13 protein-coding genes are annotated in these 17,087 nt (G+C 68.7%); 3 read left to right on the forward strand and 10 right to left on the reverse strand.

The window, feature by feature from the left end:
- Positions 1-1,089 (reverse strand): iron-sulfur cluster carrier protein ApbC, encoded by a 1,089-nt coding sequence (gene apbC / locus ACKTT0_RS04500; protein WP_407848473.1) that lies wholly within the window; start codon positions 1,087-1,089, stop codon positions 1-3.
- A 98-nt stretch (positions 1,090-1,187) separates the two neighbouring features.
- Here apbC and ACKTT0_RS04505 point away from each other — a divergent pair, with 98 nt between their 5' ends.
- Together ACKTT0_RS04505 and metG are read left to right on the forward strand one after the other, a co-directional pair.
- Positions 1,188-1,460 carry a hypothetical protein gene (locus ACKTT0_RS04505; RefSeq protein WP_028352741.1) on the forward strand — a complete coding sequence of 91 codons (273 nt, stop codon included), beginning with the start codon at positions 1,188-1,190 and terminating at the stop codon, positions 1,458-1,460.
- Positions 1,461-1,602: 142 nt separating this feature from the next.
- Positions 1,603-3,678 carry a methionine--tRNA ligase gene (gene metG / locus ACKTT0_RS04510; RefSeq protein WP_407848474.1) on the forward strand — a complete coding sequence of 692 codons (2,076 nt, stop codon included), beginning with the start codon at positions 1,603-1,605 and terminating at the stop codon, positions 3,676-3,678.
- 44 nt (positions 3,679-3,722) lie between these two features.
- Here metG and ACKTT0_RS04515 read toward each other — a convergent pair whose 3' ends face one another.
- The 3 genes from ACKTT0_RS04515 to ACKTT0_RS04525 form a co-directional block, all read right to left on the reverse strand.
- The gene (locus ACKTT0_RS04515; protein ID WP_407848476.1) at positions 3,723-5,294 is read right to left on the reverse strand and encodes a phospholipase D family protein; all 1,572 of its coding nucleotides are present in this window, start codon (positions 5,292-5,294) and stop codon (positions 3,723-3,725) included.
- On the reverse strand, positions 5,285-6,037 hold the full coding sequence (locus ACKTT0_RS04520; RefSeq protein WP_407848478.1) for a sulfurtransferase: 753 nt from the start codon (positions 6,035-6,037) through the stop codon (positions 5,285-5,287). The genes ACKTT0_RS04515 and ACKTT0_RS04520 overlap by 10 nt, the downstream gene beginning before the upstream one ends.
- A gap of 82 nt (positions 6,038-6,119) precedes the next feature.
- Positions 6,120-6,647, reverse strand: a complete 528-nt coding sequence (locus tag ACKTT0_RS04525) for an META domain-containing protein (RefSeq protein ID WP_407848479.1) — start codon at positions 6,645-6,647, stop codon at positions 6,120-6,122.
- Positions 6,648-7,010: 363 nt separating this feature from the next.
- Between ACKTT0_RS04525 and ACKTT0_RS04530 the strand changes: the two genes are divergently transcribed.
- Complete coding sequence (locus ACKTT0_RS04530; protein ID WP_407848481.1) at positions 7,011-7,802, forward strand: response regulator transcription factor; 792 nt, start codon at positions 7,011-7,013, stop codon at positions 7,800-7,802.
- 54 nt (positions 7,803-7,856) lie between these two features.
- Here the strand turns inward: ACKTT0_RS04530 and ACKTT0_RS04535 are convergent, their stop codons facing one another.
- The 6 genes from ACKTT0_RS04535 to tssJ form a co-directional block, all read right to left on the reverse strand.
- On the reverse strand, positions 7,857-9,320 hold the full coding sequence (locus ACKTT0_RS04535; protein ID WP_407848483.1) for a serine/threonine-protein kinase: 1,464 nt from the start codon (positions 9,318-9,320) through the stop codon (positions 7,857-7,859).
- Between the two features lie 28 nt (positions 9,321-9,348).
- On the reverse strand, positions 9,349-10,059 hold the full coding sequence (gene tagF / locus ACKTT0_RS04540; protein WP_407848485.1) for a type VI secretion system-associated protein TagF: 711 nt from the start codon (positions 10,057-10,059) through the stop codon (positions 9,349-9,351).
- A gap of 11 nt (positions 10,060-10,070) precedes the next feature.
- Complete coding sequence (gene tssM, locus ACKTT0_RS04545; RefSeq protein ID WP_407848487.1) at positions 10,071-13,682, reverse strand: type VI secretion system membrane subunit TssM; 3,612 nt, start codon at positions 13,680-13,682, stop codon at positions 10,071-10,073.
- Positions 13,679-14,962, reverse strand: a complete 1,284-nt coding sequence (locus tag ACKTT0_RS04550; protein ID WP_407848488.1) for a DotU family type VI secretion system protein — start codon at positions 14,960-14,962, stop codon at positions 13,679-13,681. Before ACKTT0_RS04550 ends, tssM begins: the two co-directional genes overlap by 4 nt.
- A 35-nt stretch (positions 14,963-14,997) precedes the next feature.
- Entirely contained in the window at positions 14,998-16,332 is a 1,335-nt protein-coding gene (gene tssK, locus ACKTT0_RS04555) for a type VI secretion system baseplate subunit TssK (RefSeq protein WP_407848490.1), read from the reverse strand.
- Positions 16,333-16,420: 88 nt separating this feature from the next.
- On the reverse strand, positions 16,421-16,966 hold the full coding sequence (tssJ, locus tag ACKTT0_RS04560; RefSeq protein WP_407848492.1) for a type VI secretion system lipoprotein TssJ: 546 nt from the start codon (positions 16,964-16,966) through the stop codon (positions 16,421-16,423).
- Positions 16,967-17,087 lie beyond the last annotated feature (121 nt).

The raw sequence follows: 17,087 nt of genomic DNA on the forward strand, positions 1-17,087 counted from the left end.
TCACGCGGGCGGCTGGACGACCACGGGCGGCAGCTTGCCGGCCATGTCGCGCGGCAACGCGGCAATGCCGGCGGCCAGTTTGCGGGCGATATCGCGGTAGCGGCGCGCGGCCTCGCCGGCGGGATCGGCCACCACCGTGGGCCGGCCCGAATCGGTCTGGGCCCGGATGTCCAGCGCCAGGGGCAGGCTGCCCAGCCAGGGCGCCTGGTACTGCTCGGCCATGCGCTGCCCGCCGCCCGCGCCGAAGATGTGCTCGGCATGGCCGCACTGCGAGCAGACGTGCACCGCCATGTTCTCGACGATGCCGAGGATCGGCACGTCGACCTTCTGGAACATGCGCAGGCCCTTGCGGGCGTCCTGCAGCGCCAGGTCCTGGGGCGTGGTGACGATCACCGCGCCGACCACCGGCACCTTCTGCGCCAGGGTCAGCGCCAGGTCGCCCGTGCCGGGGGGCATGTCGATGACGAGATAGTCGAGGTCGCGCCAGTTGGTCTGGCGCAGCAACTGCTCGAACGCCCGGGTCGCCATGGGGCCGCGCCAGATCGCCGGGGCATCCGCGTCGATGAGGAAACCGATGGAATTGGCCTGCAGGCCATGGGCCTCGAGGGGCTCCATGGTCTTGTTGTCGTGGCTGGCGGGGCGCCCCGTGATGCCCAGCATGGTCGGCACGCTGGGCCCGTAGATGTCGGCATCCAGGATGCCGGCCGCGGCGCCCTCGGCCGCCAGGGCCAGCGCCAGGTTGACGGCCGTGGTGCTCTTGCCCACGCCGCCCTTGCCCGACGCCACGGCGACGATATTGCGCACGTTGGGCAGCGGCTTGAGGCCACGTTGCACGGCATGCGCGGCCACGGCCCAGTCGACCGTGATGCGGGCCTGGGGCGCGCCCGCGGCGGCCAGGGCCTGGCGAGCCGTGCGCTCGATCCCGGCGGCCGCGACCCCCGCCGGATACCCCGCTGTAATTGTGACCGACGGCGTGTCGCCGCCCAGGTGGATGTCACTGTCCCTTACAAACGAGGCCAGATCCTGACCGGAAAACGCATCTGTTACTGCCCGCAACGCTGCACGGATTTGCGCTGTCGTTATACTCATTACTCAGATTCCCTAGGCAGGACGGCTTTTCGCCGGCCGCTACCCCCAAGGATAGCGGATACGCGGGAACCTTTTGTCCTGTTTTGCATCCGACCATCATGATCGACACTATTTCCCGACTTCTCCGCGCCGTCGCGTTCGCCGTCCTGGCCCTGGCCGGCATGCTGATGGCGCTGGTATTCATGATCTCGACCGCGATCGCGGTGGGCATCCTGTACATCGTCGCCAAGGTGCGCGGCAAGCCGTTCGGCGTGCGCGCCTACTGGAGCCAGCGCCAGACCTCGCGTCCCGGCCCGTTCGGCTCCGGCGCGGCGCCGTTCACGCCGCCGCGCGGCGACGTGATCGACGTCGAGGCCCGCGAAGTCCGCTAGGCCTTTCCCGGCCCGCCCCCCTCGCGCCCCTGCGCCGGCCCCGCCCGGCGCAGGGGCTTGTTGTTGCCGCCGCCCGGCGCGCCGCCCCGGCCAGGCCGCTAAAATAGCGGGCTCACCCCTCCCCCTTCTACCCGTTCACGATATGTCCCGTACCCTGTTCGTCACCACCGCGCTGCCCTACGCCAACGGATCTTTCCATATCGGCCACATCATGGAATACATCCAGGCCGACATCTGGGTCCGCTCCATGCGCATGGCGGGCCACACGGTGCATTTCGTCGGGGCTGACGACGCGCACGGCGCGCCCATCATGCTGAAGGCCGAAAAAGAAGGCATTTCGCCGCGGGAACTGGTGGCCCGCTATGCCGCCGAGCGCCCGCGCTACCTGGACGGCTTCCATATCCGCTTCGATCACTGGCACTCGACCGACTCGGCCGAGAACGTCGCGCTGTCGCAGGACATCTACCGCGCGCTGAAAGCCGCCGGCCTGATCGAAACGCGCTCGATCGAACAGTTCTACGACCCGGTCAAGGGCATGTTCCTGGCCGACCGCTACATCAAGGGCGAATGCCCCAAGTGCCACGCCAAGGACCAATACGGCGACTCCTGCGAGGTCTGCGGGGCGGTATACGCCCCCACCGAACTGATCAATCCCTATTCCGCCCTGACCGGCGCCACGCCGGTGCTGAAGTCGTCCGAGCACTTCTTCTTCAAGCTGTCCGACCCGCGCTGCGTGGAATTCCTGCAAGGCTGGACCACCGGCGCCAACGCCGCCGGCAACAAGCACCTGCAGCCCGAAGTCCAGGCCAAGACGCGCGAATGGCTGGGCGGCGACGACGGCCAGGCCAAGCTGGGCGACTGGGACATCTCGCGCGATGCGCCGTATTTCGGCATCGAGATCCCCGACGCGCCGGGCAAGTACTTCTATGTCTGGCTGGACGCCCCGGTGGGATACCTGGCCTCGCTGAAGTCGTACTGCGCCAAGGAAGGGCTGGATTTCGACGCCCTGCTCGACCCGCACGGCGACACCGAGCAAGTGCACTTCATCGGCAAGGACATCATCTACTTCCATGCCCTGTTCTGGCCCGCCATGCTGAAATTCGCCGGCCGCAAGACGCCGGACGCGCTCAATGTGCACGGCTTCATCACGGTCAGCGGCGAGAAAATGTCCAAGAGCCGCGGCACCGGCATCTCGCCGCTGCGCTACCTGGAGCTCGGCATGAATGCCGAATGGCTGCGCTATTACATCGCCGCCAAGTTGAACGCGCGGGTCGAGGACATCGATTTCAATCCCGACGATTTCGTCGCGCGCGTCAACAGCGACCTAGTCGGCAAGTACGTGAACATCGCCAGCCGCGCCGCCAATTTCATCACCAAGCACTTCGATGGCGCGCTGGCCTACGAGGGCGACACCGCGGCCCTGTCGGCCGGCTTCGCGGCCCAGGCCGAATCGATCCGCGCGGCCTTCGAGGCGCGCGAATACAACCGCGCCATCCGCGAAATCATGGCCTATGCCGACGGGATCAACCAGGCCTTCGACACCGCCCAGCCGTGGGTGCTGGCCAAGGGCATCGGCAACGCCGACGCGGCCCAGAAAGCCCGCCTGCAGGATATCTGCTCGCGCTCGCTGGCCGGCTTCAAGGCCTTGTCGGTGATGCTGGCCCCGGTGCTGCCGGCGCTGTCCGACCGCGTGGCGCGCGAGCTGTTCGGCGCCGACCGGCCGTTCGACTGGACCGATGCCGCCGTGCTGCCGCAACGTGTGGCGCCGTTCAAGCACCTGATGCAACGGGTCGACCCGGCCCTGCTCGACCAGTTGTTCGAACCGCCCGCGGAGCCCGCGCCGGCGGCTCCCATGCCGGGTGGCGAGGCGCTGGCCAACACCATCACCATCGACGATTTCGCCAAGATCGACCTGCGCATCGCCAAGATCGTCGACTGCCAGCACGTCGAGGGCTCGACCAAGCTGCTGCAGCTCACGCTCGATGTCGGCGAGGGCCGCCACCGCAACGTGTTCTCGGGCATCAAGTCGGCCTACCGGCCCGAAGACCTGGTGGGCAAGCTCACCGTCATGGTCGCCAACCTGGCGCCGCGCAAAATGAAGTTCGGCGTATCCGAAGGCATGGTGCTGGCCGCCAGCCATGCCGACGAGGCGGTCGATGCCGGCATCTACGTGCTGGAGCCCTGGCCCGGCGCCCAGCCCGGCATGCGCGTGCGCTGAACCGGCGGCGCCTGCCGCCCGCCAGCCCGGAGGGCGGGCAGGCTTTAGAGCAGCCAGTCGATCGGCAATAGCGACAGCAGCCACATCAGGGCGCGCTGCCACCAGCGGGTGCCCGGCTCGGTGTCGTAGCGCCGCTGCCCGTCCGCCTCCTGCGCCAGCCAATACAGCCGGCCGTCCTCCGCCAGGCGGACCTGGTAGGCCTGCCGGGCAAGCTGCCGGTCGAACACGGCCCCGACTTGCCCGGCCAGGGCCGGGCTGTCGATGACGAAACCCAGTTCGGTATTCAGTTCCAGCGAGCGCGGGTCGAAATTGAACGAGCCGACGAATACGCGCAGGCCGTCCACCGCGAAGGTCTTGGCATGCAGGCTCGAGCCCGAGCTGCCGAACGGCCCCAGCCCGGGCGCGCGCTCGCCGGACTGGCTGCGCATTTCGTACAGTTCCACGCCCGCCCGCAACAACTGCCTGCGCCATTTGGCATAGCCGGAATGCACCACCGCCACGTCGGTGGCCTCGAAGGCGTTGGTCAGCACGCGCACCTTGACGCCGCGCCGGACCATCTGGGCGAAGGCCTCCGTACCGGCGGCGGTAGGCACGAAATAGGGAGACACCAGTTCCAGGTGGCGGGCCGGCTGGCCGATGGCGGCCTGCAACTGCCGCGCCAGGGTGGCGCCGTCGCCCGTGCGGCCCAGTGCCTTGGCGGGATCGTCGCTGACCATGCGGGTCGGCGCCCATTCCAGGGGAAGCTCCTGCGCCAGCAATTGGCGGATGAACGGCAGTTCGCCCAGCGCCTGCACATACGCGCGGGCGGCCGGATCGCTTTCCACCCGCGAGGCCGACCGGTGCAGCGCGTCGAGCCGGGCGGTGTCCGGGCGCCGCACGACCGATGCCACCGGATAGGCCGAATCGCTGGCCCAGTAGCGGTCGAAATCGGCCGAGACATCGCGCACCACGTGCCCCGCGGCCAGCACGTCCAGGTCGGCGAACAATACGCCGTCGGTGGCGCCGAAGTATTCGTCGCCGACATTGCGGCCGCCGATGATGGTGGCCGAATTGTCCGCCGTGAACGATTTGTTGTGCATGCGCCGGTTCAGGCGCGCGAAGTCGGTCAGGTAGCCCAGCATCTTGGGCTTGCGCAGTACGAATGGATTGAACAGCCGCACTTCGATGTTGGGGTGCAGGTCCAGCGCGGCAAGCACCTGGTCCAGGCCCGCGGTGCCGTTGTCGTCCAGCAGCAGGCGCACCCGCACGCCCCGCTCGGCCGCATCGAACAGGGCCTCCAGCAACAGCGTGCCGGTCATGTCGTTGCGCCAGATGTAGTACTGCACGTCGAGCGTCTTCTGGGCGGCATGGGCCAGCAACGCGCGCGCGGCGAAGGCGTCGCGCGCGTCATCCAGGGGATGGATGCCGGACAGGCCTGGATGGGCGTCCGCCATGGGCGCGATGGCCCGGCCCAGCGCGGTGTCCCTGGCCTGCTCCGGCGCGAGCGCGCTCGAGGCGGGACGGTTCTCGAGTGGCGGCAAACTGCATCCTCCGAGCAAGCCCGCGCACAGCGCCAGCAGCGCCAGGCCCCGCCGGCGCGCCCCGCGCCTGCGGGCGTGCAACGGGTTCAGGAACATTGGGGACCAACCCCGCTGGGAGCCAGGTCCCGGTCGAGCGCGATCCGTTCGTCGAATACGAAACAATGGCCGTCGAAGCCCCGCCCGTCGGTTTCCTCGAAATACTTGAGGATCCCGCCGTCGAGCTGGTAGACGTGCTCGACGCCCGCCTCGGCCATGTAGAGCGCGGCTTTTTCGCAGCGGATGCCGCCGGTGCAGAAGCTGACCACGGTCTTGCCGCGCAGGCTGTCCCGGTTGGCCTGCAACGCGGCGGGAAACTGGGTGAAGCGCTCGATGCGCCAGTTGATGGCGCCGGCAAAGGTGCCGGCATCGACCTCGAAGGCATTGCGGGTGTCCAGCATGACCACCGGCCGCCCGGCGTCATCGGCGCCCTGCTCCAGCCAGCGCGCCAGGGTGGCGGGGACCACGGCCGGCGCACGTCCGGCCTGCGGACGGATGGCCGGATGGTCCATGCGGATGATCTCGCGCTTGATCTTTGCTCGCAGCCGGCGAAACGGTACGATTGCCGAATGACTGCGCTTGACCTCGAGATCGGCGAGGCGCGTGTCGGCGCGCAGCCAATCGAGGAATTCCTCGATGCCGGCCGCCGTGCCAGCCAGGAACAGGTTGATGCCTTCTTCGGCCAGCAGGATCGTGCCTTTCAGCGCCGCGGCCTCGGCGCGTGCCAGGGCATGGGCCCGCAACTCGGGCAGGCCGTCCAGGAACACGAACTTGTAGGCGGCAATATTGACGACGGGTGACATGGAAGGCAGCATGGCGGCAACGGGATGAAGCGCATAATAGTAGTAAACAACCAGAGCAGAGGGGCGGGCGCCGCCACCGGCGTCATTGCGGTGTGGGGGGGTCCTGGCGGCGTGCGAATTCGAGCACATCGCCGTTATGCACGTTGAAGGTCAGGTGACGCGGCGCGCCGCCGCTGTCCAGGGTAAAAGAACGGATATCAGCCAACGCTTTCAGATAGGCAGCCTCGAGCTGCGCGCGTTCAGGGGACGGGCAGGCCATGCGGGTGCTGGCGGGAGCGGAAATCGACAATTTCCCGCCTTGCAGCCTGTAACTGCCCATGTATTGGTTGCAACCGGAGAATCCGCTCACCCGGTATTGGTTGTTGTGGGCCAGGAAGGTCAGGCGGATCGGCTCGCCGTTGTCGCCGTGCGGAATGGGCCGGGCGGCGCCATCGGCGGCGACCCAGCGCGTCAGCTCCCAGCTGGTCTGGGCCAATGAATCGGCGCTGGTGGCCGCATTGGCCGCGGCGGCTCCCTGGGCGGTGGCGTGGCCGGTGGTTTCGGCGCAGCCGGCCAGCCCGAATGCCAGGCTGGTCAGCAGCAGGCCCCGGGCGAGCGTAGAAATCGGCATGACAATGCTCCGCAATACAGTACGAATCTTCTACTGTAACGCGGCGCGGGCCGGGTATTTATGAGCAATTGGCGCGGACAATGCGCGCCGATGGGCTCAATTGTATCAATCCGAGAGTCATATTCACATATATACACATTTGAGGTTAAATGACACACAGCGTCACACAACAACAGCAGCCAGACCTCGCCCCTGCCGATAACCCCGATTTATTCTTGATCCCCGCGAATCAGGCGCCCGGCCGTGCCTTGCTACGGCCTATCCCGCGCCGTCACCCTTATCCAACCAATAAGCACATCGCACGCCGCGGAGTTTCAGACGCGGCGGCCAGGCCGACTCTGGATCCTCCATCGGAAGGGAATCATGAATAGAACGTTGGATGTCCTCTTTCTTGCTGGAGATGACACCGCACACCCGCAGCAGATCGCCGATCTATCCCACCTCGGTTTTCAGGTCCATCGGTATGCCGAGCTGGCCGACCTCTATACGCACGTCGCGCGGCATGCCGTATCCCTGATCGTCCTGACCGGTTCCCTGCCGAAGATCCATATTGCCGCGGCCCAGTTGCGCGCCATGCGGCAGACCCTGGGCATCATCGCCCTGTCGACCTTCGCCGACAGCGAAGCGCGCATCCGCACGCTGCTGTGCGGCGCCGATGCCTGCCTGGACACCAGCGCCAGCGGGCTGGAACTGGCGGCGGTATTCCAGTCGCTGCTGCGGCGCGTCGCCGACGTGGCGCCCGCCGCCGTCGCGGAGCCCGCGGCGGCGCCCAAGAACGTACCGCTGGAAGCGGCCGGCCTGGTCGAACCCGGGGAGCCCGCCTCGCCGGGCTGGCGCCTGGTCAGCAAGGGCTGGACCCTGATCGGCCCGGCCGGGCAGGAGCTGGCATTGACCACCGCCGAGCGCGGCTTCCTGCTGCGGCTGGTGCGGGCGCCCGACAAGAAAGTCAGCCGCGACACGCTCATCGCCGATGGCGTGCAGTCCGGCGAAGCAGCCGAGGGCGAACGCCGCGGACGCTTCGTCGATGTCATGATCAGCCGCATGCGCCGCAAGGCGGCCGCCAACCATATGCGCCTGCCGATCAAAGCCGTGCACGGCTGGGGCTACATGTTCACGGCCGACGTCGTGGAAGAAGCGGGCTCGTCGGAGGAATAGGCCGCGCCGGTCCGGCGCGGCCCAGGGCCTTTTGGAGAGAACGGGCCCCTGGAGTCATTCGAATACGTGGGACACCGACGCCGAGCCGCCCGGCGATACATTCACCGTGGTGTGGTAATCGGACGCGGCCGGATTGCGGATCGTGATCTGGTGCCGCCCAGGCGACAGGCTCAGGCGGTTCAGCGGCGGGCTGATGCCGCGCGAACGGCCGTCAACCAGCACCTCGCCCCACGGCTGCACATGAATACGGATTTCGGCGGACGCCGGCGGCGCCGGCTCGGGGGGTTTGGGCTCGTCCGCGGCGGCCGGGCCGGCCGGGTCTGCGGAATCGGCCGGGTCCGCCGTGCCGGGCTGGCCGGGGGCCGCCCCAGGCAGCGCGCCCGCCGGGGCGCCAGCCGCTGGATCGGGCGCGGCGTCCGGCGGCGCGGTGGCCGTCGGCGGCTGGCCGGGTACGACCGGCGGCTGCGCGGCCGTACCCGGCGGCTCGCCTGGCGGGATGGCCGGCGCGGCATCGGGCGTTGGAGCCGTCGCTGCGGGAGGCACGGCCGGCGCCGGAACGGCCGCGGCCGGCGGCTGCTGGGGCGCCGGAACTGCCTCGGGCGCAGCCGGCCCGCCGGGGCCGGTTCCCGGGCCAGGAACCGGCCCCGTATTGTCGGACGGCGCCGGCCGGGTATTCAGGTCCGACAAGGCGGGCGGCGTGGGCACGGGCGCCTCGGCGGGCGGCGGCGCGGCGGTATCGCGCGCGGCCTGCTGCGCGGGCGGCTGCATGCCGGGGCGCAGCCACAGATAAACCGCCAGGGCGACGGCGGCCAATACTCCCAGCATGACCAGCAAGGGCAGGCGCGGGCCCGGTTCGCTACGGGGTGGCGGCGGCACGGACGGCGCCGTCGGCTCGGCCGCGGCGCCCGCGGCGGGCGGAGCCGCGGGCGCTTCCGGCCGGGCGACCGCCAGCCCGAACGCCGTGGCCAGCGCTGCCACGGTCTGCGGACGCGCCTGCGGGTTCATCGACAGCCCCTGGTCCACCGCGCGCAGGAAATCGGCGTCATAGGCGCCCAGGTCGCGCCCGGCCAGCGGCACATAGGTATCCTTGACGCAGCGGGCCAGCGCGGCCGGCGGCGCCGCGCCCACCACCATGGTGTGCGCCACGGCGCTCAGGGCGTAAACGTCCGTCCATGGTCCGCACGGGCGTTCCGGGTCGTCCGTGTATTGTTCGAAGGCGGAATAGCCGTCGATGCGCAGGGTGCCCTCGGCATCGGGTGCCGGCTCCAGGGGCGGCACCAGCAGATGCGCCCTGCCCGCCGCGTCCAGGCCGATCGTGCTCATGGCGATCGCCCCATGCACCTGGCCCTGCCCGTGCAGTTGCGCCAGCGGCTCGGCCAGGTCCTGCAGCACGCGGCGGATGCGCGCCTGCGGCACGCCGCCGCCGGCGGCGGCGGCGATCGCGCTCAGCGGCCGATGGCCGGACCAGCCCGCGCTGGAGGCGGCTCGATTCGACGAGGTTGCGGGAGAAGCACTCATACGGGACTCCGGGGCTCTTGCGTCGCCACTAGCTCCAGGCGGGCAGTGAAGCGAACAGTCGGGTGAACAGGGCGGCGTTCAGCGAACCGCCGTGCACATAGGTTTGCAATGCCGCCCCGTCGACCTGGTTGGTCCACCAGTAGCTGGTGTGCGAGCTGGGGTTGAAGCAGAACGGCAGATCGGGCCAGGCCGCCAGCGTGCGCTTGGCCACCGGCTCGGCGTCGCCCTCGAGGCCCGCATTGAGGATGTCCATGATGTCGCTGCCGCTGGAACGCTCGACCGGCTGCACGGGGCCGGGCGCGCGGATCTCCATCAGCTCGCGGTCGAACTGCTCGGCCGCGCAGCCGTGCCGCACGGCCGACAGCATGCTGGTGCCGATCTGCCGGTAGTAGTCGGAAGCGCCATCGAGCATGCTGCTGTGATACTTGCCTTCCGGGATGGCCATGATGACGCACAATGGATAGCCGCGCCCGACACGGTCGCGGCTGGGGGCGATGCAGCCCATCTGCGCCACGCTGCCGCTCGGGCCGGACGGAATGGCGAAATTCCAGATCGGCGCGGCCGCGAAGCTGCGCGCCGCGCTGTCGTCAGGCGCCTGCTTGAGCGCGGCGAGCCCATACTGCAGCCAGCGGTCCCACCAGGCGATCAGGTCGCGCGGCAGGCGCCGGTGCATGAAGTCGCCCGCGGCGGGAATCTTGCCGTACCACCCCAGTTGCCCCCTCGAGTCGTCTGGTCCCATGGCTGCAAATCCTAGCGGCCGGGGCAGGAGAACCCCTGCATCTCGGCAAGATGGAAAGGACTTTTCACGCTGCTGGCCGTGATCTCCAGCACGACTTTACGGCCATTGATATCGAACGTGGCGATCGTCACCTCCGGCGACGGGCCTCGCCGCAACTGCGCCTTGTCCAGCAGGCGATTCAAGGCCCACGGCCCCGAGGCCGACAGGCCGGCCGCACCGCTCTGCGGCGTCAGCTCGATGCGCGCCTGGTTGCTGCCGCGCGGCCCCGGCCACTGGACCGTGGTGGCCACTTGCGGGCCGTGCGCGTAGCGCACCGTCTGGCCATCCACGTCCATGAGGAACTGGGTGATCTGCGCATCCATCTCGATGGGGCGGATCGCCACGCGGTACGACGGCAACGGATTGCCCGCCGTGAAGTACACGTCGCGGATGACGCCGGCGCGCTGGAACGAATCCAGGTAGCCGGCCTTGTCGCCCTGCTTGCCGTCGATGCCCGGCTTGAAACGCCAGCGCGAACCGGATACGTCGATCTGGGTGGCCAGATGCTTCTGGAAGAAGTCGTCCATCATGCCATTGGGCCCGAACAGCCGCGCCATGTCGTTGGGCGCCACGTCGCGCGAGGAACCGGAGGCGAACGGATAGCGCCCGGCGATGGACTGCCGGCAGAACAGCCCGATGGTGGCCGACACGGTCTCGCCCATGCGCGCCCGCGTGGCGTCGGAAATCTCGCCCGACGCCTTGACCGACAGCGTGTTGAGCAGGTCGCGCAAAGGCTCCGGCAGGCGCCCCGCCTCGGCGCGCAGCTTGGTCACCACATCCGAGCCGGGAGCCGGGCTGGCGCTGCGCAGGGCCGCGTCGGCGGCCGTCAGGTAGGTATAGAGCTCGTTGATCAGCCCGGTCGTCGCCGCGATGGCGGGCGGCGAGCCCTGCGCCTCGCTGTGCGCCAGGCGCCGGTACGGCTCGAAATGCAGGTCGACGATGCGCTCGAGTTTTTCGTCCGAGGCGTCGGCACGCACGGCCGCGCTGGGCCCGGTGGGCCCGAACATCTGCTCGAGCGCCTCGCGCGTGCTGCTGACGCGGTCGCGCGCCTGGTCCATCAGGGACCGCGCGTCGCCCGTGTCGCGCAGCAGCGTGGTCTCGCGCGCCACGCCCTGCACCAGTTGCACCAGCGGCGATTCCGGCGCCGACAGCGTGCGCGCCATCTGGATGTTCTGCAGCAGCGACGTGGTGGGGGCCAGCTCCAGGTCGTTGAGGTAGGCGTCCCACTGCTCGACGTAGTCGTTCATGTACAGCCGCTTGATATCGACGATCAGCTGCTGCTGCGCGCGCTGGTCGAGCACGCCCGGGGCTTCGATATCCAGCACCCAGGCATCGTCCTGCCGCAGCAGCTCGGCCACCCTGGTCACGCGCTTGTTGAAGACATTCCAGTAGCCGTTATAGCTGTACAGCGAGGGGATGCCCTGCGTCAGCGGCTTGCCGCTCTTGCGCACGAATACCGCGCTGGCCTGCGGCCCGCCCAGCGTGATGGCGGTCTGCTCCGGCCCCTGCTCGGTATTGGACAGCATGCGGCGCAGGCGGCTGTAGGCGCGCTGCGCCAGCGTGAAGCGCGCCAGCCGGTCGCGCGCCTCGGTCACCAGCTCGTCGTCGCGAGGGAATGGCGACGCCAGCACGCGCCCCTGGACCAGGTTGCGCAGGTGCAGCGACATATGCTCGTACTGGCTGCGCGTGTAGCCTTCTGGCAAGGTCTTCTGCATGTCCGACAGCAGCCAGGCGTGCATGAACTCGGCGTCGTAGTGGTCGGCTTCATACAGCATCAGGTAGGCCCGCAGCGCCTCGTAGGAAAACTCCAGGTCGTTGGGCGCGGACTGCCGCAAGGCCGTCTCGATGCGCCGCGCCACCTGGGGCAGCAGCACGTCCTCGAGGGTGTCGCGGTATACGCCCTGGGCCGCCGACTGCATCTTGCGGCCCTGGTACAAGCCCAGCTGGTACGTCAGCGGCGGCTCGTCCAGCTCGAAATTGGCGTGGCGCGGCAGGTACCACAGGCTGTCCAGGAACGGCATCAGGCCCAGCACGTCGCCGGCGCGCGTGATCTTGATATCGCGGCCGAGCTTCTCGACCGTCGGCACGCGCCGGGCCACTTCGTCGACATAGGCGGCATTGTTGCGGTAACTGATGGCCCAGCCGACCAGCAGCGCCACGAACAGCACCGTGATCAGGCCGTAGCCGGCCCAGTGCAGGCGGCGATAGCGGCGCTCCCAGCGCAGGTTGCGTCCGGCCAGGCCTGCTTCGCGGAAGATAACGTCTTGCAGCAGGCCCTTGAGGAAATAGCTGCGTCCCTCGCCTTCGCCCGGCACGGTGGGCGCCGGCGCGGGCCCGCCATCGATGCGCAGATAGCGCTTGAGGTGGCCGGTCACCTGGTCGAAGGTCTCGCCGCCCTGGGTGCCGCTGGTGAAATACACCCCGCGCGGCACCAGGCGCGCCTCGAATTTCGAGGTGGCGAACACGTCGCTCAGGAAATGGCCCAGCACGGCCTGCAGGCCGGCGAACTGCTGCGGCAACATGTAGGCCAGGGCGCGCCGCGACGGGTCGGTCTCGGCCGCCAGCACTTCCGGCAGCGCGTCGTCCAGGCGGCGCTGCAGCAGCCGGTACTCGGCGTGGAAGGCCTCGTACAGGTCGAAATCGGCTTCCTGCGTGCGGGTATACGGCAGTGTGAAGCCCCACACCTGCGACAGGTCTTCGCGATTGAACGAGGCGAAGTATTCCTCGAAGCCGGACAGCAGGTCGGCCTTGGTCACCAGCACATAGACCGGGAACTGGATGCCCAGCTGCTCGCGCAGTTCCTGCAGGCGCCGGCGCAGCACGGCGGCATGCTGCACGCGCTCGGCATCCGAGGCCGCCAGCAGGTCCTCCACGCTGATGGTCAGCATGGCGCCGTTGATGGGCTGGCGTCCGCGGTATTTCGAGAGCAGGCGCAGGAAGCCCTTCCATTCCTCCTCGTCGCCGGTGGCGTCGCTTTCATGCGTGGTATAGCGGCCGGCCGTGTCCAGCAGCACCGCGTCATCGGTGAACCACCAGTCGCAATTGCGCGTGCCGCCGACGCCGCGCAGCGCCACCTTGCCGAAGCGGTCGGCCAGCGGGAAGTTCAGGCCGGAGTTCACCAGCGCCGTGGTCTTGCCCGCGCCCGGCGCGCCGATGATCACGTACCACGGCAGCTGGTACAGGTACTGCTTGGAGAAGCGGTCCAGCGACAGGCGCCGCTTGCTGCCTTCGAAACGGGTCTTGCGCAGTAGCTCGACCGCTTCGTTGAAACGTTCCTCGAGCTGGCGGATCTCCGGATTGCCGGGCTCGGGCTCGACTTTTTTCTTGGTTGCCGGCTTGCGCAGCTGCCCCAGCAGCTGCGCGTTGAGCCGGCCCTCGCGCCACTTGCGCCAGATGATGCGCAGCAGCCACAGCGAGAACAGCACGACGATGACGATGATGCGCGTGGTCTCGCTTTCCAGCGGCCGCGTGGCGCCAATGGCCAGCAGCGGCCCGGCGATCCAGATCAGCAGCGCCAGCGCGACCAGGCCCAGGAAATTCCACAACCCGCGGCTGAAGAGAAAACCAAATACGTTGTGGATCATTGCTGCGCACCCTCGACCGTCTCTGCCCTGGGCACCGGCGGCACCATCAGCGTGATTTCGACGCGGCGGTTGCGCGACCGGCCGGCCGCCGTGTCGTTGGGCGCCACCGGATCGGCGTCGCCGCGGCCTTCCGCGCGCACCCGGCTCGGGTTGTCCAGGCGGCCCTCGAGCAGTTCCTTGACCGCGTCGGCGCGCGCCTGCGACAAGTGCCAGTTGGACGGATAGCGCGCGCCGCGCATGGGAATGTTGTCGGTGTAGCCGCGCACCAGGATATTGCCCTCGGTCTCGCGCAGCGCATCGGCCACCCGCGACAGCACCGGCAGGTACTGCTCGCGCACGTCGGCCGAGCCGGATTCGAACAGGCCGTCGCCGCGCAGCACCACCACGCTGCGGTCGACCTCGTCGCGCACGGTGACCAGGTCGTCGCGGATCTCGGGCGCCAGGAACACCGCCAGGCGCGGCGATGGCGCCGGCCTGCGCACCGGCGCGATCTGCACGGTCGGCGGCTTCAGGGCGCTGACCGCCGAGAACACCTCATCGGACTGGCCGCTCAGGCGCCACGCCAGCGCCCAGTAGATCGCCAGCGCCAACACGCCGGCCAGCACGCCGAACACCCACAGCGGCACCGGCAGCCGGCGCAGCTGGGTCTGGGCCGGCACGTCCTGCCAGTGCGGCGAAAGCGCGCGCGGGTAATCGCCGCGGGCGCCACGCAGGATGCGCAGCAGCCGCTGGCGCAGGGTCTCGAGTTGCGACCGGCCATTGTCGGCCACCCGGTAGCGCCCCTCGAAGCCCAGCACCAGGCAGTAGTACAGCAGTTCGAGCAGATCCAGGTGCTGGCTGGGGTTCTGCGACAGCTTGGCCAGCAACTGGAAGAACTTCTCGCCGCCCCAGGTTTCGTTGTGGAAAGTCACCAGCAGGCTGTGCGCCGACCACACGCCGTTGCCGCCCCAGGGGGTCAGGGCGGCCGCCTCGTCCAGGGCCGTGCACAGGCAGTAGCGCGCCCCCAGGATGGTTTCGTTGGGAATGCCGGCCTGCTGCGCGCGCAGTTCGAACTGGCGGATCTCGTCGAGCAGGTGCTCGCGCAGCATGGCGGGCGAAGGGTGCGAAGCCGTCGCGCGGATCTGCGGGATGAGATCGAGCAGCGGGTTGGCCGCCGCCACCAGCGGGTTGGAGCCGCTGATGACGTATTCGTGCGGCCTCAGCCGGCTCGAGGCCGACGCGGCGCCTTCGGGAATGCCCCCGCCCAGCGGTCCGGGCAAGGCGGTATCGGAAGCATGCATGAGTCTCTCCGGGCCGTTTCAGTGTCGACAGGCCCTCAATCGCGCAAAGCCCAGAACTCCATGGACAATCCGGGAAACTCGCCGGCCAGGTGCAGCGCCAGGGCGCCGGTGCGCTCCAGCTGTTTCCAGAAATCGCCGCCCTTGTCGAGTTCGAAATAAACGTGTCCGGCGCTGTAGGGAATCTGCCGCGGCGCCACCGGCAGCGCGCGCACGGTCACGCCCGGCAGCTGCAGGTGCACCAGGTCGCGGATGCGCTCCACCGGCCCGATCTTGACCTGGGCGGGGAAGCGCGAACGCACCGTATCCGACGGCATGTCGGCGTGCACGGCCAGCACGAAGCCGGCGGTGCGCAGCAGCTCCAGGTCGGGGATCTGCGCCACGCGCACGCCCTGGCCGCGGTCCTGCAGCGGGATCTGCAGGGCGTGCTGCTCCAGCACCGCCGACAGCGAGCGGCGCAGTTCATCCATCAGCGCGCCAAAGGTGGCCTGCAGGTCATCGTGTTGGTATTCCGGCAACACCTCGGGGCGGCGTGACGCCGCCGTGTACGTGGACAGGTCGCAGGCCAGCATCAGCCAGTCGTGGAACAGGCGCTCGGGATGCAGCCACTCGGCCTGGCGGGCATGCCAGAGCGCGCCGATGTAGCGGTTGACCGTCTCGAGCAGCATGAAATCAGAGACCTCGGACACGCCGCCGCGCCCGGGCTGGGACAGGCGCGCGGCGAGCGCTTCGCTGCGGGCGTTGAGCAGGCCGTAGAGCTCCTGGGTGAAGCCGAGCAGCAGCGGGTGGCTGCCGGCCGCCAGCCACGGCGCGATATAGCGGTCGTCGAGCACCACGCGGTTGTCGGCGCGGCGCTCGACCACCCGGACGACGCCCAGGCCCAGCCACTCCTCGCCCAGGTCGGTTTCCAGCATCAGGCGCAGGCGCAGCCGGCCCAGCTGCAGCAGGGCCGGTTCCAGGCCCATCGAGCCGGAATCCCCGACCTCGGCTTCCTGCACCAGGTAGCGCGCCAGCGAATCGGGCTCGTCTTCATACTGCACGTCGGTGGCGCCCGGCCGCACCCGCGGCAGGGCCAGCATGACGCGCACATCCTGCGCCTGCTCGGGCACGTCCAGCGCGGCCGGCGCGTCGTCGGGATGCGAGAAATCGAACGGCGTGCCGTCCGGCAGCACGCCGCGGGCCTCGGTCAGCACCAGCTTGCCCACCGCCAGCGCGTCGCGGTCGATGGCCAGGTGGCTGAAGCCCCAGTAGAACCCGTGCAAAGCCCCGGCGCGCTGTTGCAGGGCACCTTCCAGATAGCGTTCGAACTGCTGAAAATGCTGGGGACGCAGGAACATCCCCTCTGACCATATGACCTTGCTCTTCTGTGCCATGGCTATGCTTGCGATGAAGTTGCGGACGGGGACTGCGGACACATGCGGGCGCTTGTCGGGATGCGTGGTTCCTTTGCCCAGTCGAGGCCTAGAACGGCCACCAGGAACGCTCCCGGTCGGTCACCGCCAGTCCGTTGTCCTTCACCGACACCTTGATGGTCTCTTCGTTCGGCGAGAACTGCCAGATCTTGTAGATATTGGTGTTCTGCGCCTCGGGCAGCGGCACGACCAGGCGCCAATGGCTTTTCTCGAGCTCGCGATAGGCGGCCACGATGCCCACCATGCGCGCCTCGGCGCTGCCCGTGTACTGCAGGATCTTGGTTTCCCCCGGCCGCAGGATGGCCTGGTCGGTATTGAGCAGTTCCTTGCCCAGCGCGGCCTGCGGATCGGACTGCAGCGAGAAGAAGTCGCGTGATTCGAACGCGCTGGACGAACTGAGCTCGTAGATGGTGACCTGGATCGGCGATGGCCGCCCGTTCGCGTCGGGATTCACCTTCGGGTCGACAGCCAGTTCGATCGCATAGGGCACCGGCACCCGCCGCGCCGTGGACGAACAGCCGGCCAGCACCACCAGCGCGGCGAATCCCGCGCACAACGCCCTCAGGCCAACGGTAGCAGTCTTGCGGAACACCATATGCGCGGTCAGCCCCCTGGGATGATGGAGAAAGCGTGTATGACAAGGGAAAAACAAGTAGCTGTCGTGTAAATACAGAAATAGTTACCACTGTTACGGAACTTGTGGAAGATTTCGGCGC

Source organism: Bordetella saccharivorans, from assembly GCF_045862855.1.
GTDB lineage: Bacteria > Pseudomonadota > Gammaproteobacteria > Burkholderiales > Burkholderiaceae_B > Bordetella_A > Bordetella_A petrii_F.